This is a genomic window from Synechococcus sp. CS-205, assembly GCF_025128255.1.
Classification (GTDB): Bacteria; Cyanobacteriota; Cyanobacteriia; order PCC-6307; family Cyanobiaceae; genus Regnicoccus_A.
This window is the reverse complement of record NZ_JAHLZB010000006.1, coordinates 60,012-80,511: the sequence shown is the minus strand read 5'-3', so window position 1 is coordinate 80,511 and position 20,500 is coordinate 60,012. Positions and strand designations below refer to the sequence as shown.

Sequence of the window (20,500 nt, the reverse complement as noted above, 5' to 3'; positions counted from 1 at the left end):
CTTTTGCCGAAGCCTGTGGATGCGCTTCTCCTCATCCCAGAATCCACGCTGTCCCATTCAGCTGTGTTGAACTGAACCAATTCTATTGCATATTTCATAGGCTGTCAGGGAGCGCCGTAGATTTTTCGAGGTGCCCTTATGCATGACTTGCTTCCAATTACTCACCCTGAATTTAGGAACGCAAAGGTAGTTGATTACGAGGTACGGCGCTATCCAGATTCTGTGTCTCTCTTCTCTCCCGGCAGTTTTAGGAAGCGCCCACCCTTGGAAACCTCAGTAGAGACGATCGTCTGCGCTGGTGACTGGGTGCGGATGGGCGACAAAGAGCATGGTGCCAAAGGTCTTTGTCAGGAAAGAGCCTATGTTTGTGGGCTGGAAGCAGGAAACTCCCTGATCAGGCGCAAAATCGTCAAAGGGTCGAATCAATCGAAGACCATCCAACATTCGGTCGTTCCAATTCGTGCTGATGAACCTCAAGTAGTTCTAGGCCGTATTCTCAATAAAATCATGATGGATCAAATTGATGCCTTTGGCCTGACACTTCCTTGGTTTGACTCATAGCGATCAAGTTATCATTTAAATGTAGATGTGGCGGGGAGCGGGCTTCTCAACCCAGCCCGCCCAGGCGGCGGATGAGCGCGCCCACCACCACAAAAGCGATCGCCAGGGCGATGATGCCACGGATGTGCCAGGCCAGGCCACTGAGGTTGGCGTTGCTGAGGTTGAGGATCAGCCGCAGGCGGGCATGTAAGGCCAGGGAAGCGGTGGCTGCCAGCAGCAGCAGCTTGGTGCCCACCAGCATGCCGATCGGGTTCTGTGGATTGAAGAGCCCCTGGAAGTGGGGAAGGTAGATCCAGCCCATCCACAGGCCGGTGACCACCTGGATGGCGAGAGCGGTGAGGCCCAGCGGCTCGAACGATTCCTCAAAGGCGTGGATCGGCGCCGCGGTAGCGGTGGCCCGAGAGCAGATTCACGTGGTGGCCACCACCGCTGCCATCCCAGGGGCGCCGCCAGAGGGCGGAGCCTTCCTTCATCAGCTCGATCAAGGTAGCGACGATCTTCTCTTCTGCTGTGGGGCCATCGAAGGATTTGCGTGAACGGGACTTGGACGCGGCCATGGCAGGCAGAGCGCAGGACCCCGAGTGGTGACTGCGGTGAGGGCAAGGGTTCGCGCAGCTCCGCTGTGCGAACACGCGTCAGCCCTTGCGCTGCCACAGACCATGAGGACTCCTGCGCGACACCCCCCTCAGATCCGCTTGTTGATCTTCTCCAGCGCTCGCATTTCCACGTTGTCGATCTGCACCGCCACCTTGAGCCTGGAGGGTTGAGAGCGGATCTCCTCAGCGCGGCGCCGCCTGCGCAGGCCGGCTTCTGCCTGGTAACGAGCCTGCTCCTTGCGCGTCCGCTGCCGCTGCTGCTGCGCATCGCCATTACTGGCCCATGGTCTTTCTCAACCCGTTGGCAGCAGATCGGCTCAGGGATGGGCGGGACCGTGCTGCTGGTGAGCTGGCAGGGGCTGACCGCCATCGTCGAGCAGCTCCACGCTTTCCTGCTCGTTGGGGTCAGAGCGGGTGACGATCGCGATCGCCGGCTCCGTGGCGCTGAGATTCACCGGTTGATGGGGCAGATCAGCGGGAATGAAGATGAAATCACCGGCGCGGTTCACCACCCGCTGGCGCAGACCGGCGCCATAGCGGGTTTCCACCGTTCCCTGCAGCAGGTAAATCGCTGTTTCGTAGTTGCGGTGTCGATGAGCCCGGGCCTTGGCACCGGGCGGTATGACGATGCGATTGAGCGAGAGCGTGCGGGCCCCGCTGTTGGCACCGGAGATGCCCACGAATCGCCCCAGACCCTGGCGGCTGTCGTGCTGCGTGGCCGGCCGCACCGTGATCACCCCGCCGTCGCCAGGACGGCCGATCACCTCGTCAGTGCGGGCAGGTAAAGCTTGCGCCAGCAGCCCCAGTCCACAGACCAGGGCGAGAGCACGGTGATCCTTCAGCACACCCACCTCCGCAATCGCGCCAATCTGTTCCAGACCAGGCGCAGACGAGCCATGGGGTGGTGATGAACCACGCAGCCAGCTCCGCCTGGTGATCCGGACTGGCAAGAGGTATGGAGAGGCAAGCGGTTCGATGGCTGGAGTACGAGACGCGCTGGTGGGCACGACGGGGCGACACCCTCGCCAGGATTTGTGAATCGCTTTTCTTAAATGCTGCTCCCCTGCCCGCTCTGTCCCCTCACGGCTGCCAAGATCGCCGGCCTGCAGGCCATCGTGTTGCTGCTTCTCACCCTGCTGATCAAGGCCAGGATCCAGATCAAAGCGGCTTCCGCGCTGGGACTGTTCCTACTGGCCGTGCAGACGCTCGTGTTTCTGGCCGCCTCCGGCGCCCTGGGCTTGGCGGCCATCGCCGCTGGGGCTTTTGCCCTGAATCGCCGCCAACCGCAGCCGGCTTGACCACGCTGCCGCCATGGCGTCCCCTTTTGCGGGCTGCCCGTCAACGGGAAGGCCGCTCACCTTCAGCTCGGTGGTTGCAGCTCGCCACCGTCGCCGCTGATGGCACCCCACGGGTGCGCACACTCGTGTTCCGTTGCTGGGCGGATGGAGCTGCGTTGGATCTGCTCACCGATGGCCGCAGCGCCAAGCTGGCTGAGCTCCGGCAGCAACCGGCCGTGGAACTGTGCTGGCTGCTGCACAAGGCCCGCTGTCAGTTCCGCCTGCGCGGTGAGGTTCTGACGTTGCCCTCTGATGTGGAGCTTGACGAGCGGCAAAGGCACTGGCGACGCCTCACCCCCTCAGGCCGCGCTCTCTGGGGCTGGCCCGAACCCGGAGCATCGTTGGATGCCGCAGCGGCCTTTCCAGCAGAGCTCGCGGATGACACTCCATTGCCGGATCATTTCGAGCTGCTGCGAATTGCTCTGGAGCAGGTGGAGTTGCTGGAGCTAAGGGATCATCCGCACCAGCGCCGTCGCTGGTGCCGGGAAGACGGTTGGAAGGAGGAGTGCCTGAATCCCTGAAGGGGCATGCGCATGAGGCTTCAGTGGGCTCCGCTCCCCGCTGCCGCTGCGCTGAGCCCTGCCTACTTGACCAAGCTGACTGCTTCTCAGCACGAGTCTGCTTGTGGCCCTGCCAGCGAGTGGCTGGCGCTGGAGCAGCTGTTGGATCAGCTGCCGGCATCCATGCCACTGCCCTGCGGCTCACCGTCCTGCAGGGCCTGTCGGTGCATGCTGCAGCTGAGCGGATGGAGATCAGCGCCGAACTCTCCACTGAAATCCTGGCCCTCAGGGGGGGGTCTTGAATACACCGGAATTTTCGATGTGATCTGACCCACGCACGTCCCAGCTGTTTTGGGGACGGCTTTGGGGACAAGCAAATCGGGCCAATCCCTGAAAAGTCAGTCGGGGCGACAGGATTCGAACCTGCGACCTAGTGCTCCCAAAGCACCCGCGCTACCAAACTGCGCCACGCCCCGTCGAGGCGGACTCTAACTGCCGATCCCCCAGTGCTTGTGTCACCTCCGAGCGGCCCATCCGGCTCCGGTCAGGCCAGAGCGTTGGTTCCCAGCTGCACCCGCGAGCCCTGATCGCTGGAGAGCACCTCGATGCCGTAGCGGATGCGTTCCTTGAGGGCTCCCACATGGCTGATGATGCCGATCATGCGGCCCCCCTCCCGCAGCCGATCGAGCTCGTCCATCGCCAGCTGCAGGTTGTCGGGATCGAGCGTGCCAAAGCCCTCGTCGATGAACAGGGCCTCGAGGTGCACGCCACCCGAGTGGGCCTGGACGGTGTCGGCCACCCCCAGGGCCAGGGCCAGGGAGGCCTGGAAGGTTTCGCCGCCCGAGAGGCTGCTCACCTCCCGCTCCTCACCCGTGTAGGCATCGAGCACCCTCAGACCCAGGCCCGCCTGGCGGCCGCCACGGCCCCCTTCATCCGTGAGCCGCAACTGGTAGCGGCCTGAGGTCATCAGCTCCAGCCGATGGTTGGCGTAGCGGCAGATGTCGGCCAGGTAGGCCGAGAGCACCCAGCGCTGCAGGGAAATGAACGGAGCCGCCCTGCCGCAGCAGCGATCGGCCACGGCACTGAGCAGCTGCGCACGCTCCCGTCGGCTCGCCAGCTCGCCGGCCCCGGCCCGATGCTCCCGGCCCAACCGCTCGATCTCCGTCTGGGCCCCGCGGGCTTCGCTGTGGCGTTCCACGGCCCCCGTGCGGGCGGCGTCAGCGGCGACCACTACCTCCTGGGCGGCCATGGTGTCGGGCCGCTGCTCAGGCAGGTCCGTCAGATCGGGTGAGGCCAGGAGGCCCCTCAGTTCGATCACGTCCGTCTCGAACGCCCTGATCCGCTGCGCCCAGTGCTGACGCACCCTCTCCTCCTTCAGAGCCGCCTCCACGGCCTGGCCATCAGCAAAATCCGATTCGGCCAGGTCCCTCGCCAGACGGGTCGAGGCCAGCTCAAGCCCGGCCGAGCTTCTGGCACTGGCTTCGCAGCTCTTCGAAAGAGTTTTCAGCGCGACCTCCAGGGGCTCGAAGCTCTTCAGCACCAGTCGTGGATCAACGCCGTCCCCAAGCTCCCTGGCGATGTCGGCGGAGAGAGTCTGAGCCCGTTGGGTTTCCTCCGCGGCGGCCCTGGCCTGCATCGCCTGCTCCGTGCTGGCCGCCTGAATGCTCTGCTGCAGCGTCTGGAGGGCCTGGTCGTGATCGCTGATCGCCTGCTCCAGGCTGCTCACGCGCTCGGCCAGGGCCTTCGCCGCCGCCAGTGCCTCGTCTGCCTTCTGAGCCGCCCCGCGTGCGCGCTCCGGGTCGCTGGCGGCAGCGCCGGCTTTCTCCATCAGCGCCTTTCGTACTCCCTGCACTTTTTCCACGGCCACCGCAGCCTGCTGGGCCGCGCCGGTGGCCGCACTCAACTCGTGCTCCGCCGCTGTGATCGCGTCATCACTGACGGCATCCTCCAAAGGCTGGGCCGGGGCCGGATGGTGCGCCGATCCGCAGACCGGGCAAGGGGCTCCGGGCTCCAGGCCCCTGGCCAGCCGGGCCGCCATGCCGGCGATCTGCCGTCGCTGAAGATCGAGCAGGACCGCATGGGCCTGGTGGAGGCGCCCATCGGCGTCGGCCTTTGCAGCCATGCTCTCGTTCTCCCGCTGCCGGGCGGGGCCGAGGGCCTCCACGGCCAGGGCGCAATCGAGAGCCTGCTGCGCCGCCCGCCGCAAGCCATCGAGCTGGTCACGGGCGGAGCAGGCCTGGATGAAGGCAGCCCCGGCCGCCTGCCGCGCCTGCTGCCGACTTTCCCTGGCGGCAGTGCTGCTGCTGAGCCGCTCCTCCGCTCTGCTGGCCAGTGCCGAGGCTGTGGTCGCCCTGGTCCTCGCTTCGCTGGCCTTGATGGCTTGGTTGACCAGGGCATCCACCTCCGCCCGACGGGCGGCCAGATCGTTGCGCGCGCCGGCCAGCTCCTCGAGGCTGGGCAACGCCATCAGATCGAGCAGGACCACCGAAACCGGCAGAGACTGTGCAGCATCCCTGGCCCGGTTTGCGCCCAGCAGCTGCCCTTTGACGGCGGCCTGAAGCGCGCTCAGATCCTCACGAGCGGTCCGCTCGGCCTCAAGGCTGGGTCGCAGGATCTCGGCCCGCTCCGCTTTGCTCAGCCGCTGGCGGAAATCCTCCACCACCTCGTGCTTCGCCTCCAGTTCCATGAGGCGGGAGGTGGCCGCTGCGCGCCGATCCCAGCGGTCGGCCAGCTGGTCGGTGGCGGCCTTGGCCTTCTGAGCTGAATCCAGGCCAGTGCTGGCCTGCTTCAAGGCGCGCTGCGTGCCCGCCACCACTGCTGCGATCTGCTCCACCAGCTGATCCAGCCCGGCCTGATCGCCGGGAGCCTCCACGGGCTCGATGGCATAGGGGTTCCACTCATGGGCCGCCTGGCGGCGGAGCACCTCCTGGGCCCGGTTCTGCTCAGCCACCTCGGTGCGCGCGGCCTTGGCCCGCTCCTCCAGCCAGCGGCCCGCCTGCTCATAGATCACCGTGTCGAAGAGGGTTTTCAGCAGCGCCTCCCGCTCCTCGGCCCTGGCCCGCAGCACCTCGGCGAACTTGCCCTGGGGCAGCAGGATCACCTGGCGGAACTGGGGGGCATCCAGACCCACCAGCCCCTGCACCTCGCGGGTGACCTCCGTGGTACGGCTGGCGATCGGCTCCCAGTCAGCGCCGAGCAGCCGGAACAGCACCGCCTGCGGCGCCTTCTCAGTGGTCCCCTCTCCTCTGGTCTTGAGGGCGGTGTAGGCCGGGGAACGCTCCACCCGGTAGCGGGTTCCACCAGAGGAGAACTCCAGGCTCACCCGAGGCACCGCCGCGGGTTCGGCGTGATCCGATTTCAACGCCTTGACGCTGCGATCACCCGACACCTCGCCGTAGAGCGCGAAGCAGAGGGCATCGAGCAGGAAGGTCTTGCCGGCACCGGTGGTGCCGTGAATCAGGAACAGCCCCTCCTGGCTGAGGGCATCGAAGCCGATCTCCACCGGCTCGGCATAGGGCCCGAAGGCCTCGATCCTGAGCTGGTGGGGCTTCAACGCTCCCCTCCCTGGCCGGCCGCCTCCAGCGCTTCCCGCAGCAGCTCGGCCTCGTCTTCGTTGGCGGCGCGCCCCTGCTGGTCAGCGAAGAACGCCGAGGCCAGCTCAAGGGGTGAGGCGGCCTGGCGCACCTGCTGGTTGCGCTCGCTGGCGGTGGAGCGCAGCACCTCCGGCGGGCGATGGCGCAATTCGGCCACATGCGGGAAGCGCCGGCGCAGGCGGGCCATGGCCTGCAGGGGCAGCACCTCGTCGGTGAGGAGCACCCGCGCGCGCGCCTCCTCGGCCGAGGCGAACTGCGGATCCCTGAGCAGTTGCTCGATCCCGCCCTCGAGGGTGCACAGCGACCGCCCCACCTGCAGGGGCACGATCTCCACCGCTGCGTTGCCTGCGGAATCCAGCTCCACGATCCTCACCGACTTGGTGTGGTGCTGCTCTGAGAAGGAATAGGGCAGGGGGGTGCCGGAATAGGCCACCCGAGGGCCATCCAGCTGCTGGGAGCCGTGCAGATGGCCAAGAGCCACATAGTTGAAGCCGGCGAAGGCCTCCACAGCCACCCGATCGACGTTGCCGACCGTGAGCTCCCGCTCCGACTCGGAGGTCTCCCCGCCTGCCACGAAGGTATGAGCCACCAGCACCGAACGGTGATTGGGCCGCCCCTGCAGATCCCGGCGGATCCGATCCAGTGCCATTCGGGTCACCTCGTCATGGCGCAGGCGGGTCGGGGGCACCTGGTCGCCCCCCACCTCCAGGGCCCTGGCCAGGCCAGGGCCATCCACGGCCGGCTCCAGGAAGGGAAGCGGGTAAACCGCCACCGGCGCTCCCCCCAGCCGTGGGCTCACCAGCACCGGCTCATGGGCCCGGCGCACATCGCCCCGGATCGTCACCCCGAACGAGGCCAGCAGCGGGTCGTACACCGACACCCGCACATGGGAATCGTGGTTGCCTGCGATCGCCACCACAGCTGCACCGCTCTGACGCAGCTGGGCCAGGGTGTCGTTGAACAGCTGCACAGCCTCGGCCGGCGGGATCGCCCGGTCGTAGAGGTCGCCGGCGATCAGCACCGCATCGACGGCCCCGTCCCTGGCCAGTTCAACGATCCGCGCCAGGGCCGCCGCCTGCTCCTGGAGCAGCGAGGCCCCATGGAAACTGCGTCCCAGGTGCCAGTCGGAGGTGTGAAGCAGGCGCATCGCCGGGAGCTCGCGCTCAGTTTCTCCCTGGCCTCGACGCTACGCGGACGTGCGCTCCGGCCTGCGGGCGCCAGACTTGAAACCAACAACGGTCACGCCGGCGGGGGCAACCGTGATCAAGGCTGTGTTGCTCGATCTCAACGGTGTCCTCTTCGAGGACGGCAGCCCCTGTTCCGGGGCTGAGACCACGGTGGGCTGGTTGAGGCAGAAGGGGTATCGGCTGCGCTTCCTCACCAACACCGCCAGCCGCTCGCGTGAATCGCTCCAGCGGGATCTTGAGCGGATGGGCCTGGGGCCTGCCGATGACGAGTTGTTCACCGCGCCGATGGCGGCGCGGACCTACCTCATGCGCCATGGCCTGCACCCCCACAGCCTCGTGCATCCGGCCATCGCCCCACTCTTTGCTGATCTCCAGGCTGATGATCCAGAGGGACCTGAGGCGGACAGCGTCGTGCTCGGCGATGCCCGCGACGGTCTGAACTACGGCGCCCTCAATTCCGCCTTTCGTCTGGTGCGCCAGGGGTCTCCCCTGGTCGCCATCGGCATGAACCGCTGCTTTCGGGAGGGGGGCGAGTGGTTCCTCGATGCCGGAGCCTTTGTTCAGGCGATCGCCTGGGCTGCCCGGGTGGAGCCGATCGTGATGGGCAAACCGGCGGCACCCTTCTTCCTGGAGCTGTTGCACCCGCTCGGCCTCGCACCAGAGGAGTGCCTGATGGTGGGCGACGACGTGGAGGCCGATGTGGCCGGAGCCATGGCCGTGGGGATCGCGGGGTGCCTGGTGCGCACCGGCAAGTTCGAGGCGAAGGATCTGGAGCGCCTGCCAACCGGTGCCGCGGTGATTGGATCGATCGCCGATCTGCCGGATCTGCTCAGCTGCCTGGCCCAGTGAGGTCGGTCAGGGCGTCCAGCTGCAGTGGTTTCCGGGATAGCGCAGGGTGCGCCAGTCGCCACCGGGTGTGCTCACCTCCACGCCGATACCGATCGGGTCCTCGCGTCCATTGCTGTGCATCTGCCACCACTTCTGGGCGGCGTCCCAGGCGGCATCCATCGAATCGAAATGGTCGTCGAGGACAGGATGGGGACAACAACGCTGGTCGACCAACCGATAGAGACGCACCCCGGAGGCCTGCTGACCGGCAGGGACGGTACGGAAGGAAGAGAACGTCATGGTCCGCACATCTACAACCTCCCCATGCTGGCTGCTGTGACAGCTGATGACTGTCACCTTCATCACAAGTCACGGATCTCAAAGAATGCGTGCTGTACCCGTGGGGGCAAGGGGGACGGCTGGGCCGGTGGCCACCAGCCCTCAGCCCATCAGGGCGATGCAGTCGATCTCGACGAGGGCCCCCTTGGGCAGTGCCGCCACCTGGACGCAGGCCCGGGCCGGCGAGACCCCGGCGGAGAAGAGCTCGGCGTAGAGGGCGTTCACCTTGGCGAAGTCCGCCAGGTCGGTGAGGAACACGGTTGTGCGCACCACCTGCTGGGCCGTGCAGCCCGCCGCGCTCAGCACCGCCTGGAGGTTGGCGAGCACCTGACGGGCTTCCGCTTCCACATCGCCTCCGCCCACCAGGGTGCCGGTGGCCGGATCCAGGGCGATCTGGCCCGAGCAGAACAGCAGGCCGCCGGCCTTGACCGCCTGGTTGTAGGGACCCACCGGTGCCGGTGCGGCGTCGGTGGTGATCGCCTCGGCGCCGGTGCCCATGGCAGGTGAAAATGGTAATCCGAGTGTACGGACCAGGCTCCATCGCCACTTCCACCCCGGCTTCACGTCCCGCGCCGATCACCCCCCTGGTGGAGAAGCGGCCTGACCCGGTGCGGCTGGAGAACGTGTGGCACCGCTATCCGGTGGCCCGCGGTGGTGCTCCCAGCCAGGACTGGACCCTGCAGGGGGTGAACCTGGAGCTCCATCAAGGGGAACTGGTGGGCCTGCTGGGCCCCTCCGGTTGTGGGAAAACCACCCTGCTGCGCCTGATCGCCGGCTTCGAGCGTCCGGCCCGCGGCCGGATACTGATTCATGGCCAGGAGGTGGCCGGCCCCCATGGCTGGCTGGCGCCCGAGCGGCGTGGGGTTGGGATGGTCTTTCAGGACTACGCCCTCTTTCCCCACCTCGATGCCTGGAGCAACGTCTGTTTCGGCCTCAAGCCCCATCAGGACCGCAGCCGCGCCACCTGGCTGCTTGAACTGCTCGGTCTGAATGGGCTGGAGCGCCGCTACCCCCATGAACTCTCGGGCGGCCAGCGTCAACGCCTGGCCCTGGCGCGGGCCCTGGCCCCTGGGCCGACGCTGCTGCTCCTGGATGAGCCCTTCTCCAACCTCGATGTGGAGGTGAGGCTGCGGCTGCGGGCCGAACTGCCTGGGGTGCTCAGCCGCTGCCAGGCCAGCGGCCTGATCGTGACTCACGACCCCGAGGAGGCCCTGGCCATCTGTGATCGGGTGGCGGTGCTCCAGGCGGGCCACCTGCACCAGTGCAGCAGTCCCCGCGAGATCGTCCGGGCTCCCGCCTCCGCCTTCGTGGGCCGCTTCGTGCTGCAGGGAAACCTGCTTGATGGCCACTGGAGCGGGGATCACCTGCTCACGGCCCTCGGTCCCCTGCGTCCGGAGGAGACAGGATCGGCGGCCTCCGCCGGCCATGGTCCCGGTCCCTGGCAGGTGCTGCTGGGCCCATCGGCCTTCGATCTCAGCCCCGACCCGAGCGGCACCGCCGAGGTGGTGGCGCGGGAGTTCCTCGGCCGTGAATGGCTCTACCAGGTGCGGCTGAAAGCCACCGCATCGGCGGCGCCGATCGATCTCAGGTTCCGCCTGCCGCTCGAGCGCGACTACCCCCTCGGCCTGCGCTGCCGCCCCTGGCTGCGCCCAGGCGAACCCGCCCGCCTCTTCCCCTCCGGCCTGAGCCTCTGGCCTGTGGCGCCCCACAGCCCTGAGGGTCCCTGATCACCCCTGCCAGTGGTCCTTGCTGCGACGCCGATCGGCGAAGACCTCGGCATCACCAGCCCTGAGCATCAGGTTCGTGGCCCGCTCCAGCGCAATCGTGCTGGGGATGGTGGGTTGCTCCCGGCGCCTTAGCTCTTCCACCGCAGCCAAGCGCTCCAGGATCGCCTGCTGCTCCGCTCCCGGCTGCGGGCTGTACGCCGCCGCCCAGCGCAGGTTGGAGAGGGTGTACTCATGGGCACACCAGACGCGGGTGTCGCCGGGCAGGGCCCCCAGCCGCTGCAGGGAATGGTGCATCTCGCCGGGGGTTCCCTCAAACAGGCGCCCGCAGCCGCCCGCGAAGAGGGTGTCGCCGCAGAACAGCTCTCCATGGCCGCCGGGAACGGCAGGAAGATGAAAGGCCAAGTGGCATCTTGTGTGCCCGGGCACCTCCAGCACGGTCATGCTCCGCCCCAGCAGCTCGAACCGATCGCCGTCCTGCAACGCCACGGTCTGGAAGGGGATGCGGGCCCGGTCGGCGCCGGAGGCCAGCACCGCTGCGGCCGGCCAACGACGCAGCAGCCCAGGGGTTCCGCCGATGTGGTCGGAATGGTGGTGGGTCTGGAGCACCGCCACCAACTCCAGCCCACGCACCTCCAGCCACTGGATCACCGGTTCAGCCACAGCCGGATCCACCACCACCGCCTGCACCCCGTTGTGAAGCACAACCACGTAGTTGTCGTGCAGCACCGGGATCAGATCCACCTCGCTCTGGCTCGCGCCCATCGGTACAGTCCAGGTTGCGGTGCAAGTCCATGATCACCGTCGCTCTGGCCAAAGGGGCTCTCCTCAAGGATTCGGTGCGCTGCTTCGCCGCCGCCGGTCTCGATTTCAGCGCCCTGCTCGATGCCGACAACCGCCAGTTGATGGTGCCAAGCCCCTGCGGCAGGGCCCGGGCCCTGCTGGTGCGCAATGCCGATGTACCCGTCTACGTGGCCTACGGCCAGGCGCAGCTTGGGGTGGTGGGCGACGACGTGCTGCGCGAGCACCAGCTGCCGGTGGCACCCCTGCTGGATCTGGGCTTCGGCGGCTGCCGCATGGCCGTGGCCGTGAAGGAGAACAGCGGCTATAGCCGGGCGGCGGAGCTGCCGGCCCACTGCCGCGTGGCCAGCAAGTTCGTGCGCTGCGCTGAAGCCTTCTTCGCTGGGCTGGATCTGCCTGTGGAGCTGATCCATCTCACCGGCTCAGTGGAACTGGGTCCGATCACCGGCATGTCGGAGGCGATCGTCGATCTGGTGGCCACCGGCCGCACCCTGCGCGAGAACGGCCTGGTGGCCATTGATGAGTTGTTCCACAGCACCGCGCGCCTGATCGGCAACCCCCTGGCGCTGCGTTTCGATCTCGGTGACCTTCAGGGGATCGTCGACCGGGTCGCCACCACCACCACAGCTGCCGCGTCCGTTTCTGCCCCCTCCCTGCGCTGATGGCCGCTCTCGACCGCCAACGGCTCCGGCGTCTGCTGCCCTATCTCCGCCACGACCGGCGCCGCCTAATGCTGGTGGTTCTGCTGCTGATCCCTGTGGCTCTGGCCGCAGCGATCCAGCCGCTGTTGATCGGCCAGGCGATCGCCGTGCTGCGCGGGGAGCCCACCGCTGCCTGGCTGGCGGGGCAGACCGTCTCTCAGGCGATGCGCACCCTGGTGCTGATCCTGTTCGGAGCAGTGCTGCTGAGGCTCGCGTTGCAGGGCGCCCAGACCTACAACGTCCAGGCCCTGGGCCAGCGGCTCACCGCCCGGATCCGCGACGACCTCTTCCGCCACGCCCTGGCCCTCTCCCTGCGTTTCCACGACCGCACCCCGGTGGGCAAGCTGCTCACCCGCCTCACCAGCGATGTGGACGCCCTGGCCGAAGTGTTCGGCAGCGGCGCCGTGGGGGTGCTGGCCGATCTGGTCACCCTGCTGGTGATCGGCGTCACGATGGTCAGCATCGAGCCACGGCTCGGCGCCCTGCTGCTGGTCAGCCAGGTGCCGGCCACGCTGGTGATCCTCTGGCTGCAGGGCCGTTACCGCAAGGCCAACTACCGGGTGCGCGAGGAGCTCAGCCAGCTCAACGCCGATCTCCAGGAGAACCTGCAGGGACTGGAGGTGGTCCAGATGTTCCGGCGCGAGGCCACCAACAGCGCCCGCTTCGCCGTCACCACCAATGCCTACCGCCGTGCCGTCACCGGCACGATCTTCTATGAAAGTGCCGTCTCGGCCTTCATCGAGTGGGTGGCCCTCACCGCCGTGGCGGTGGTGCTCGCCCTCGGCGGCTGGATGGTGCTCGCCGGCACCATCGGCCTGGGCACCCTCACCACCTTCATCCTTTTCTCCCAGCGCCTGTTCGACCCTCTGCGCCAGCTGGCGGAACGGTTCACCCAGATCCAGGGAGGTCTTACTGCGGTGGAGCGGATCGGTGAACTGATGGAGCAGCCGATCGAGATTGCCGACCTGGAGCTGCACCAGCGCAGCCGTGCCGCCCAACGCTCCGGGCAGCAGCGCGCCAGCGCCGGCGAGGTGATCTTCGAGAACGTGAGCTTTGCCTACCGCCCTGATGATCCGATCCTCGCAAACCTGAGCTTCCGCATCGCCCCTGGGGAGCAGGTGGCCCTGGTGGGTCCCACGGGCTCCGGCAAGACCACGATCATCCGGCTGCTCTGCCGGCTCTACGAACCCCAGAGCGGCAGGATCCTGCTCGATGGCATCGACATCCGCGAGCTGCCAAGCGCCACCCTGCGCCAGAGGCTGGGGGTGGTGCTGCAGGACACCTTCCTGTTCAGCGGCAATGTGGCCGACAACCTGCGCCTGGACGCCCCGATCGCCCAGGCCGAGCTGGAGCGCATCTGTGCCGAGCTGGGTCTGGATCCCCTGCTGCGCCGCCTGCCCGACGGGCTGGCCACGGAACTGCGCGAGCGCGGCGGCAACCTCTCTTCAGGCGAGCGGCAGCTGCTGTCGGTGGCGCGGGTGGCGATGCGCGATCCCTCGGTGCTGGTGATGGATGAGGCCACCGCCTTCATGGATCCCTCCACGGAGGCCACCCTCCAGCGCGATCTGGAGCGGCTGCTCACCGGCCGCACCGCCATCGTGATCGCCCACCGCCTGGCCACGGTGGAGGCGGCCGATCGCATCCTGGTCCTGCGCCGGGGACGGCTGATCGAGCAGGGCACCCACCGGGAGCTGCGGGCCGCCGGCGGCCTCTACGCCGAGCTGGCGGATCTCCAGGAGCGTGGGCTGGCCCGCCTTTAGGGATCAGGGAAGCCGCTCCAGCCAGGCATCGATCAGCGCGGCCAGCTGGCGGGGGCTCTCCCGCATCGGCAGGTGACCGCAGTCCGGAATCGTGGCCAGCTCGTGGTCGGGCGCGTAGCCAGCCAGGTGGCGCACGTAGCGGGGGGCCATCACCTGATCCTGGCTACCCACGATCCAGAGGCTCGGCACCCGCAGGGTCGCGGTGAGCGAGGGCAGCTGACTGACCGCGCCGCGGTTGGTGCTGCAGGCCAGCAACCCACGGGCTGCGCGTGCCTCCGCCACCAGCGGGCTGCGGATCGCGGCCGTACCCGGCAGTCGCGCCAGCCAGCCCGGGCGGAAACGCAGGAACAGAGAGCCACCGCGACGCACCCGGGCGAAGGCCCTGGGCTGATACACCCCGCCACCGGCGGCGATCTGGATCACCCCCCGCAGCCGACTCCCCAGGGAGCTGGCGGCGTGCAGGGCGATGCTTCCTCCCAGGGAGTGGCCCATCAGCACCATGGGCGAGTCGGGATCGATCCGGCGACAGGCTTCTCCCACCCAGCGCCCGTAGCTGGCCAGGCTCGGTTGCAGGCCGGCCGGCCGGGGCTCCGATCCGAAGCCAGGGAGGTCTGGACACCAGAGGCGCCAGCGGGGTTCCAGCTCGGCGGTCAGCGGATCCCACAGCCGACCGGAAAGCATCCAGCCGTGCAGAGCCACCAGCAGCAGCCTGGGCGGATCGGGATTGAAGGCCTGGGCGGGTGCAACCAATCCCATCAGGGGGTCAGGCTCCAGCCTGCCCCGGAACGCCCTCGATCGGGCAGGATCGTGCCAATGCGTTGCCTCGGCCGTCTGGTTTGGACACTGACCCGCTCCTCGCCAGCTTCTACGGTTCAGGCTGGCGGCGTTGCCCCAGTCCGAACCCCCAGCTGGAGCTCGTGCTCAGCCTGGAGCGGGAGATCGATCTGGTGGAACTCGAGCAGCTCTGCGATGCCGTCGGCTGGAGCCGACGCCCGATCCGGCGGGTGCGCAAGGCCCTGCAGCACAGCCTGCTGCGGGTGGGCCTCTGGCGCCATGACCCCCGGGTGCCGCGGCTGGTGGGATTCGCCCGCTGCACCGGTGATGGGGTGCTGGAGGCCACGGTCTGGGATGTGGCCGTGCATCCGCTCTATCAAGGTGCCGGCCTGGGTCGGCAGCTGATGGACTACGTGCTCGAGCAGCTGCGCCGGATGGAGGTTGACCGGGTCAGCCTGTTTGCCGATCCTGAAGTGGTGGGCTTCTATCAGTCGCAGGGCTGGGAGCTGGAACCGCACCAGCGGCGCTGCGCCTTCTGGTATTCCCCCTGAGGCCTGCCCGGAGCCATCCTCGGTTTCAGGCCTGGTAATAGCGCTCCGCCAGGATCGAGGGATCGACACCCCGGCGCCAGGCGCGTCGCAGCCGGGCATTGCGCCAGGCGGCGCCCCAGACCCCCAGGCGCCGCCAGCGGCGGCCATCCACCTGCACCGGCAGGCCCAGGTCGCGGATGGGACCCAGGCGGCGCAGGCGCAGCACCAGCTCGAGATCCTCCATCAGCGGCAGGGCACGCAAGCCACCGGCGCGCTGCAGCAGCCGGCGTGGCAGCAGCAGCCCCTGGTCGCCGTAGGGCAATTGCCCGGGGCCGCTGCGCAGCCTCACGCCCCACTCCACCAGACGCAGGGCCGGGGAAGCGCCCTGGATCCCGAGGCGAAAACACCAGGGAGATTCAGGGCCGGCCATGGCCCGCTCCACAGCGGCCCACCACTGGCACGGCAGGCGCAGATCGGCATGCAGCAACAGCAGCCATGGGGCGGTGCTGAGCGCCACTCCCTTCACCAGCTGGCAGCCCCGGCCGCCCGCTGTGTGCACCACCTGCGCACCCGCCAGAGCCGAGAGGCAGGGGCTGCCGTCGCGGCTGCCTCCATCCACCACCCAGGTCTCGATCAGCCCGGCGGGAGCCATGGCCAGATCCGCCAGCAGGGCCGGCAGGTGCGCGGCCTCGTTCAGCGCCGGGATCACCACCGCCAGGGGAGCAACGCTGCCGGGGGCCACAGACCGCGTCCTCACCCCAGCCAGGGCTCCAGATCCCCTGGTCGGTCGAGATCCTGCCGTTGTGCCAGCAGCACCGGCTCCAGCCCCAGCTGCTGTGCCCGCTCAAGGGTGAGGCGCAGCACATCGGCGCTGCCCCAGGGGATTCCGCTGAACAACCCGGGCTGAGGGCCCGTCAGCCCAATCAGCCAGTAGCCGCCATCGCTGGCGGGACCGAGCACCAGGGAACGGCTTGCGAAGGCGGCGAATGCCGACTCCAGATCGGCGGTGGCCAGCAGGGGCAGATCGGTGCCGATCAGCAGCACCTGCCGGGCCCCCTCACGGCAGGCCCGCGCCAGCTGGCGCACCATCCGGCTGCCCAGGCCACCACCCCCCTGAAGCACGGCCCGGTCGGCCCCCAGGCTCTGCCCCCAGCGTCTGGCCCCCCGGGGACCCAGGCCGCCCACCGCCAGCACCAGCTCCGTTCCCCAGCCAGGCTGGTGCTCCCTTCGTCCCAGGGGCCTGGCCGCCGCCAGGGTGTGCTCACTCAGGCGCCGCTGAATGCGGGCAGCCGCCGCCAGGCCGATGCCTGCTCCCAGGCGGCTCTTGCACCGACCCCTGGCCGGCCAGCGGGCCATCACCACCACCTGACGCCAGGGCCGACGCACCGTCGCAGGGTTCACTCGCTGGATGGCAGCTCCGCCGGCTCGAGGGTGATGGTGCGGCTGCCTGAGCTCCGCCGGATGGTGATCGTCAGGGGTTGGCCGACCTTGCCCTGATCGACGGCCACCTGAACCTCGGAGGGGTTCTTGACTGCCTGGCCACCAACAGTCTCGATCAGATCACAGGGTTGCAACCCCGCCTTGGCCGCCGGACTGCCGTTGAGCACCTCCACCACCACGACCCCATCGGTCTCCGGCAGGCGGCACTCGCTGGAGGTGGCATTGATCTCCCGCGCCAGCTGGGGTGTGAGCGCCTGAAGGCGCACACCGATGTAGGGGTGGGAGGCGCGCCCCTTCTCCAGGATCTGAGCGGCGATCTGCTTGGCCTGGTTGATCGGGATCGCGAAGCTCAGGCCTGCCCCCGGAGCCTGGCGGATGGCGGTGTTCACCCCGATCACCTGGCCGCGGTCGTTGATCAGTGGGCCGCCACTGTTGCCGGGATTCACCGCTGCGTCGGTCTGGATGTAGGGCACCCGCTGGCCTTCGCCGATGGCGTTGGTGCGCTGGATCGCGCTGATGATGCCAGCGGTCACAGTGTTGTCGAGGCCGAGGGGGTTGCCGATCGCGATCGCCCACTCACCGGGGCGCACATTGCTGGAATCCCCCAGGGGCGCCACCGGCAGCTTCTGGGCCACCACCCGAACCACGGCGATGTCGGTGAGGGGATCGGCGCCCAGCACCTTGCCGTTGAAACTGCGGCCGTCCGGCAGGGTCACCGACACTTCACTGGTCCCCTCCACTACGTGGGCGTTGGTGAGAATCACCCCGTCCGAGCGGGTGATGAAGCCTGATCCCTGGCCCTGCTGCTGCTGGATCGAGGGACCACCGCCGAACAGCCCCCCCAATGGGTTGATCACCCGCTTGACCGTGTCGATGCGCACCACCGCCGGACCGACCTTCTCGGCAGCGCTGACGATCACGTTCCTACCGGCCTGCAGGGGCGCTGCGGGGGGGGCATCACTGACCCTGGGACCCGGAGCATCTGGGGCGCGCTTGGGCAGACCGGGCATGTTCGGCAGCTGGAACCCGCAGCTGCCCAGCAGGATTCCGCTGAGCCCCGCAGCGGCCAGAGCCCTCAGGCGCACGGGAAGGCCATCGGGCCGGTGGGGAGTCATGGCATGGAAGCGGAGCTGGGCCGCGAAGCGCTTCATTAAAGACTGAGCCCGTCGGTGAAGCTGCTTATATTCGGCCACTGGCTGAGAGGGGGGTGGACGGTGCAGCAGGGACAGGAGCTGTGGCACCGCGTCCAGGAGGCACTGCAGGCCAACCTCAGCAAGCCCACATTCGAGACCTGGATCCGCCCGGCCCGCTGCACCGGCTATGCCGATGGACAGCTGCAGCTGGAGGCTCCCAACAGCTTCGCCAGCGGTTGGCTGCGCAAGAACTATCTGGTCATGATCGCAGCGGTGGCCACCGACCTTGCCGGTCAGGCCATTCAGGTGGAGGTGGGAACCGCGGCGGTGCAGGAGATGGATGCGGCCCTCAATGGGTCCGCCCCCGCCGAGCGTCCGTCCAGCGCCCAGCAGACCGTGGCCGGTGCCTCGCCGGGGGCGGTGCTGCGGGCCACAGCTGGCTCCGCCGGCCCCACCGCCAGCGGCGAGACCCCCCGCCGTCCGGCTCCCGGTCTCAACCCCCGGTATGTCTTCAACCGTTTCGTGGTGGGTCCCAACAGCCGCATGGCCCACGCGGCGGCCCTGGCGGTGGCCGAGGCGCCCGGACGTGAGTTCAATCCGCTCTTCCTCTGCGGCGGCGTCGGCCTGGGGAAGACCCACCTGATGCAGGCGATCGGCCACTACCGCCTGGAGATCGATCCGGAGGCCCGGGTCTTCTACGTGTCCACCGAAACCTTCACCAACGACCTGATCCAGGCCATCCGCAAGGACGGCATGCAGAAGTTCCGCGACCGCTACCGCGCCGCGGATCTGATTCTGGTGGATGACATCCAGTTCATCGAAGGGAAGGAGTACACCCAGGAGGAGTTCTTTCACACCTTCAACGCCCTGCACGAGGCCGGCCGTCAGATCGTGATCGCCAGTGACAGGCCCCCCAGTCAGATTCCGCGGCTGCAGGAGCGGCTGATCTCCCGCTTCTCGATGGGCCTGATCGCCGACATCCAGGCGCCGGATCTGGAAACGCGCATGGCGATTCTGCACAAGAAGGCAGAGCAGGAACGCATGGCCCTGCCCCGTGACCTGATTCAGTATCTGGCGGGCCGTTTCACCTCCAACATCCGCGAGCTCGAGGGCGCCCTGACAAGAGCGGTGGCCTTCGCCTCCATCACCGGTCTGCCGATGACGGTTGAATCAGTGGCGCCGATGCTCGATCCGGTGGGCAATGAGGTGCAGGTCACCCCTCAGCAGGTGGTGGAGAAAGTGGCGGAGGTGTTTGGCGTGAGCGGCGAGGAGATGCGCAGCAGCAGCCGCAAGCGGGCGGTGAGCCAGGCCCGCCAGGTGGGCATGTACCTGATCCGGCAGAGCACCGACCTGAGCCTGCCGCGCATCGGCGATGTCTTCGGAGGCAAGGACCACAGCACCGTGATGTATGCGGTGGAGCAGGTGGAGAAGAAGCTGGCCATCGATCCCTCCCTGGCCCGTCAGCTGCAGCAGGTCCGTGATCTGCTTCAGATCGACAGCCGCCGCCGGCGCTGAGGTTCAGGTGAGCGGCAGGCTGGGGTCGAGCCCCTCCACTTCCCCCTGAAACACCCTGCTGGCGGTGATGTCCTCGGCCTGGATCGTGATCAGATCCAGCTTGGTCAGGCCGCGCCCCATGTGGTTGAAGAGCCGGTTGGCCTGACGCATGCGCGCCCGGTCGATGGCATTGCGGATCGAGCGGGCATTGGCGAAGAAGGGCAACTGCATCCGCCGCTGGATGTATTCATAGAAGGCGGCCTTGGCCTCATCGCCGAAGCGGTAGCTCTCAGCGGCGAGGATCAGCTGGGCAATGGCGAGCAACTCCGCGGCGGTGTAGTCGGGAAAGTCGATGTGGTTGGCCACCCGCGAGGAAAGCCCTGGATTCGATTGATAGAACACATCCATCTTGTCCTTGTAACCAGCGAAGATCACCACCAGATCATCGCGATTATTCTCCATCACCTGCAGCAGGATCTCAATCGCTTCAGAGCCATAATCCCGTTCATTCTCTGGTCGGTAGAGATAGTAGGCCTCATCGATGAACAACACACCACCCATCGCCTTCTTGAGCATGTCACGGGTTTTTGGCGCAGTGTGGCCGATGTACTGACCCACCAGATCATCCCGGGTGGCGGTAACGAGATGGCCCTTGCGCACATACCCCAGCCGGTGCAGGATCTCGGAGATGCGCTCGGCCACGGTGGTCTTGCCGGTGCCCGGTCGACCGGTGAACGACATGTGCAGGCTCGGGGCCGCGGTGGGGAGCCCCACCTGCTTGCGAGCCCGCTCGACCACCAGCAGGGCGGCAATCTCACGGATTCGGGTTTTCACCGGGCGCAGTCCGATCAACTCGCGATCGAGTTGATCGAGCACCTCACTCACCCCGGTGCCGTCGTAGGCGGCGCGCAGATCGACGGGGGTGTCATCGGCGCTGACCTCCGTCATGGCAGGAGAGCATCGATGGCTGCGGCGATGGCATGGTCAACAGCCTCGATGGCGCCGTCCTCCTGCTGGGGCCTCAGAGTCAGGTTGACATAGGTGCGCCCGAAGCTGATATCGGGATAGCGCTTCTCCTGCTCAGAGAGATCGTTGAGCCGCTCGAGGAAGACTCGGGTGGTTTCGTAGTCGGCGAACTCGATGCGGCGCTCCAGCCGTTCGGGACGCTGCCGGTGGGTCCAGGGCTGATCCATGGCCGAAAC

At 67.7% G+C, this 20,500-nt stretch carries 23 protein-coding genes, 1 tRNA gene and 1 pseudogene; 9 read left to right on the top strand and 16 right to left on the bottom strand.

Going from position 1 to position 20,500, the window contains the following annotated elements; genetic code table 11:
• Positions 1–135 precede the first annotated feature (135 nt).
• Positions 136–561, top strand: a pseudogene (locus KQ297_RS01290) (zeta-carotene desaturase); the annotation flags it as partial.
• A 46-nt stretch (positions 562–607) separates the two neighbouring features.
• Here KQ297_RS01290 and KQ297_RS01285 read toward each other — a convergent pair.
• From KQ297_RS01285 to KQ297_RS01275, 3 genes are all read right to left on the bottom strand, one after another.
• Positions 608–880, bottom strand: a complete 273-nt coding sequence (locus KQ297_RS01285) for a CopD family protein (RefSeq protein ID WP_399250965.1) — start codon at positions 878–880, stop codon at positions 608–610.
• Between the two features lie 43 nt (positions 881–923).
• The gene (locus KQ297_RS01280) at positions 924–1,118 is read right to left on the bottom strand and encodes an ArdC family protein (protein ID WP_259737824.1); all 195 of its coding nucleotides are present in this window, start codon (positions 1,116–1,118) and stop codon (positions 924–926) included.
• 356 nt (positions 1,119–1,474) lie between these two features.
• Positions 1,475–2,002: a cupin domain-containing protein gene (locus KQ297_RS01275; protein ID WP_259737823.1), complete on the bottom strand. Its 528-nt coding sequence runs from the start codon at positions 2,000–2,002 to the stop codon at positions 1,475–1,477.
• A 207-nt stretch (positions 2,003–2,209) separates the two neighbouring features.
• Between KQ297_RS01275 and KQ297_RS01270 the strand changes: the two genes are divergently transcribed.
• Together KQ297_RS01270 and KQ297_RS01265 are read left to right on the top strand one after the other, a co-directional pair.
• Positions 2,210–2,455, top strand: coding sequence for a hypothetical protein (locus KQ297_RS01270; protein ID WP_259737822.1), 246 nt, complete (start codon positions 2,210–2,212; stop codon positions 2,453–2,455).
• The gene (locus tag KQ297_RS01265) at positions 2,452–3,015 is read left to right on the top strand and encodes a pyridoxamine 5'-phosphate oxidase family protein (RefSeq protein WP_259737821.1); all 564 of its coding nucleotides are present in this window, start codon (positions 2,452–2,454) and stop codon (positions 3,013–3,015) included. Before KQ297_RS01270 ends, KQ297_RS01265 begins: the two co-directional genes overlap by 4 nt.
• 146 nt (positions 3,016–3,161) lie before the next feature.
• On the opposite strand, the gene KQ297_RS01260 is transcribed toward KQ297_RS01265, so the two are convergent.
• The 4 genes from KQ297_RS01260 to KQ297_RS01245 all read right to left on the bottom strand — a co-directional run bounded on the left by KQ297_RS01260 (position 3,162) and on the right by KQ297_RS01245 (position 7,734).
• Positions 3,162–3,329: a hypothetical protein gene (locus tag KQ297_RS01260; RefSeq protein ID WP_259737820.1), complete on the bottom strand. Its 168-nt coding sequence runs from the start codon at positions 3,327–3,329 to the stop codon at positions 3,162–3,164.
• A gap of 67 nt (positions 3,330–3,396) precedes the next feature.
• Positions 3,397–3,470 (bottom strand) — tRNA-Pro (locus KQ297_RS01255).
• 68 nt (positions 3,471–3,538) lie between these two features.
• Positions 3,539–6,547, bottom strand: a complete 3,009-nt coding sequence (locus KQ297_RS01250) for an SMC family ATPase (RefSeq protein WP_259737819.1) — start codon at positions 6,545–6,547, stop codon at positions 3,539–3,541.
• Positions 6,544–7,734: an exonuclease SbcCD subunit D gene (locus KQ297_RS01245; RefSeq protein WP_259737818.1), complete on the bottom strand. Its 1,191-nt coding sequence runs from the start codon at positions 7,732–7,734 to the stop codon at positions 6,544–6,546. The genes KQ297_RS01250 and KQ297_RS01245 overlap by 4 nt, the downstream gene beginning before the upstream one ends.
• A gap of 76 nt (positions 7,735–7,810) precedes the next feature.
• Between KQ297_RS01245 and KQ297_RS01240 the strand changes: the two genes are divergently transcribed.
• Positions 7,811–8,623 carry a TIGR01458 family HAD-type hydrolase gene (locus KQ297_RS01240; RefSeq protein ID WP_259737817.1) on the top strand — a complete coding sequence of 271 codons (813 nt, stop codon included), beginning with the start codon at positions 7,811–7,813 and terminating at the stop codon, positions 8,621–8,623.
• Between the two features lie 6 nt (positions 8,624–8,629).
• On the opposite strand, the gene KQ297_RS01235 is transcribed toward KQ297_RS01240, so the two are convergent.
• Both KQ297_RS01235 and KQ297_RS01230 read right to left on the bottom strand, forming a co-directional pair.
• Positions 8,630–8,902 carry a hypothetical protein gene (locus tag KQ297_RS01235; RefSeq protein WP_185465349.1) on the bottom strand — a complete coding sequence of 91 codons (273 nt, stop codon included), beginning with the start codon at positions 8,900–8,902 and terminating at the stop codon, positions 8,630–8,632.
• A 141-nt stretch (positions 8,903–9,043) separates the two neighbouring features.
• Positions 9,044–9,439, bottom strand: a complete 396-nt coding sequence (locus tag KQ297_RS01230) for a Rid family detoxifying hydrolase (RefSeq protein WP_259737816.1) — start codon at positions 9,437–9,439, stop codon at positions 9,044–9,046.
• A gap of 11 nt (positions 9,440–9,450) precedes the next feature.
• Here KQ297_RS01230 and KQ297_RS01225 point away from each other — a divergent pair, with 11 nt between their 5' ends.
• The gene (locus tag KQ297_RS01225) at positions 9,451–10,668 is read left to right on the top strand and encodes an ABC transporter ATP-binding protein (RefSeq protein ID WP_259737815.1); all 1,218 of its coding nucleotides are present in this window, start codon (positions 9,451–9,453) and stop codon (positions 10,666–10,668) included.
• Here KQ297_RS01225 and gloB read toward each other — a convergent pair whose 3' ends face one another.
• Positions 10,669–11,430 carry a hydroxyacylglutathione hydrolase gene (gloB, locus tag KQ297_RS01220; RefSeq protein ID WP_259737814.1) on the bottom strand — a complete coding sequence of 254 codons (762 nt, stop codon included), beginning with the start codon at positions 11,428–11,430 and terminating at the stop codon, positions 10,669–10,671.
• Between the two features lie 29 nt (positions 11,431–11,459).
• On the opposite strand from gloB, the gene hisG reads away from it, so the two are divergent.
• Both hisG and KQ297_RS01210 read left to right on the top strand, forming a co-directional pair.
• Positions 11,460–12,128 (top strand): ATP phosphoribosyltransferase, encoded by a 669-nt coding sequence (hisG, locus tag KQ297_RS01215; RefSeq protein ID WP_185465346.1) that lies wholly within the window; start codon positions 11,460–11,462, stop codon positions 12,126–12,128.
• The gene (locus KQ297_RS01210) at positions 12,128–13,927 is read left to right on the top strand and encodes an ABC transporter ATP-binding protein (RefSeq protein WP_259737813.1); all 1,800 of its coding nucleotides are present in this window, start codon (positions 12,128–12,130) and stop codon (positions 13,925–13,927) included. The genes hisG and KQ297_RS01210 overlap by 1 nt, the downstream gene beginning before the upstream one ends.
• A 3-nt stretch (positions 13,928–13,930) precedes the next feature.
• Here KQ297_RS01210 and KQ297_RS01205 read toward each other — a convergent pair whose 3' ends face one another.
• Positions 13,931–14,683 carry an alpha/beta fold hydrolase gene (locus tag KQ297_RS01205; protein WP_259737812.1) on the bottom strand — a complete coding sequence of 251 codons (753 nt, stop codon included), beginning with the start codon at positions 14,681–14,683 and terminating at the stop codon, positions 13,931–13,933.
• 80 nt (positions 14,684–14,763) lie between these two features.
• Here KQ297_RS01205 and KQ297_RS01200 point away from each other — a divergent pair, with 80 nt between their 5' ends.
• Positions 14,764–15,252, top strand: a complete 489-nt coding sequence (locus tag KQ297_RS01200) for a GNAT family N-acetyltransferase (RefSeq protein ID WP_259737811.1) — start codon at positions 14,764–14,766, stop codon at positions 15,250–15,252.
• A gap of 25 nt (positions 15,253–15,277) precedes the next feature.
• Here the strand turns inward: KQ297_RS01200 and KQ297_RS01195 are convergent, their stop codons facing one another.
• The 3 genes from KQ297_RS01195 to KQ297_RS01185 are packed head-to-tail and all read right to left on the bottom strand — an operon-like array spanning position 15,278 to position 17,786.
• Positions 15,278–15,988, bottom strand: coding sequence for a TIGR04283 family arsenosugar biosynthesis glycosyltransferase (locus KQ297_RS01195; RefSeq protein ID WP_259737810.1), 711 nt, complete (start codon positions 15,986–15,988; stop codon positions 15,278–15,280).
• On the bottom strand, positions 15,985–16,632 hold the full coding sequence (locus KQ297_RS01190; RefSeq protein ID WP_259737809.1) for a TIGR04282 family arsenosugar biosynthesis glycosyltransferase: 648 nt from the start codon (positions 16,630–16,632) through the stop codon (positions 15,985–15,987). The genes KQ297_RS01195 and KQ297_RS01190 overlap by 4 nt, the downstream gene beginning before the upstream one ends.
• Positions 16,629–17,786, bottom strand: a complete 1,158-nt coding sequence (locus KQ297_RS01185; protein ID WP_259737829.1) for a trypsin-like peptidase domain-containing protein — start codon at positions 17,784–17,786, stop codon at positions 16,629–16,631. Before KQ297_RS01185 ends, KQ297_RS01190 begins: the two co-directional genes overlap by 4 nt.
• A 54-nt stretch (positions 17,787–17,840) precedes the next feature.
• Here KQ297_RS01185 and dnaA point away from each other — a divergent pair, with 54 nt between their 5' ends.
• Positions 17,841–19,319, top strand: coding sequence for a chromosomal replication initiator protein DnaA (gene dnaA / locus KQ297_RS01180; protein ID WP_370593385.1), 1,479 nt, complete (start codon positions 17,841–17,843; stop codon positions 19,317–19,319).
• 3 nt (positions 19,320–19,322) lie between these two features.
• Here the strand turns inward: dnaA and cbbX are convergent, their stop codons facing one another.
• Together cbbX and KQ297_RS01170 are read right to left on the bottom strand one after the other, a co-directional pair.
• Positions 19,323–20,246 carry a CbbX protein gene (cbbX, locus tag KQ297_RS01175; RefSeq protein WP_259737808.1) on the bottom strand — a complete coding sequence of 308 codons (924 nt, stop codon included), beginning with the start codon at positions 20,244–20,246 and terminating at the stop codon, positions 19,323–19,325.
• On the bottom strand, positions 20,243–20,491 hold the full coding sequence (locus KQ297_RS01170; RefSeq protein ID WP_259737807.1) for a 4a-hydroxytetrahydrobiopterin dehydratase: 249 nt from the start codon (positions 20,489–20,491) through the stop codon (positions 20,243–20,245). Before KQ297_RS01170 ends, cbbX begins: the two co-directional genes overlap by 4 nt.
• Positions 20,492–20,500 lie beyond the last annotated feature (9 nt).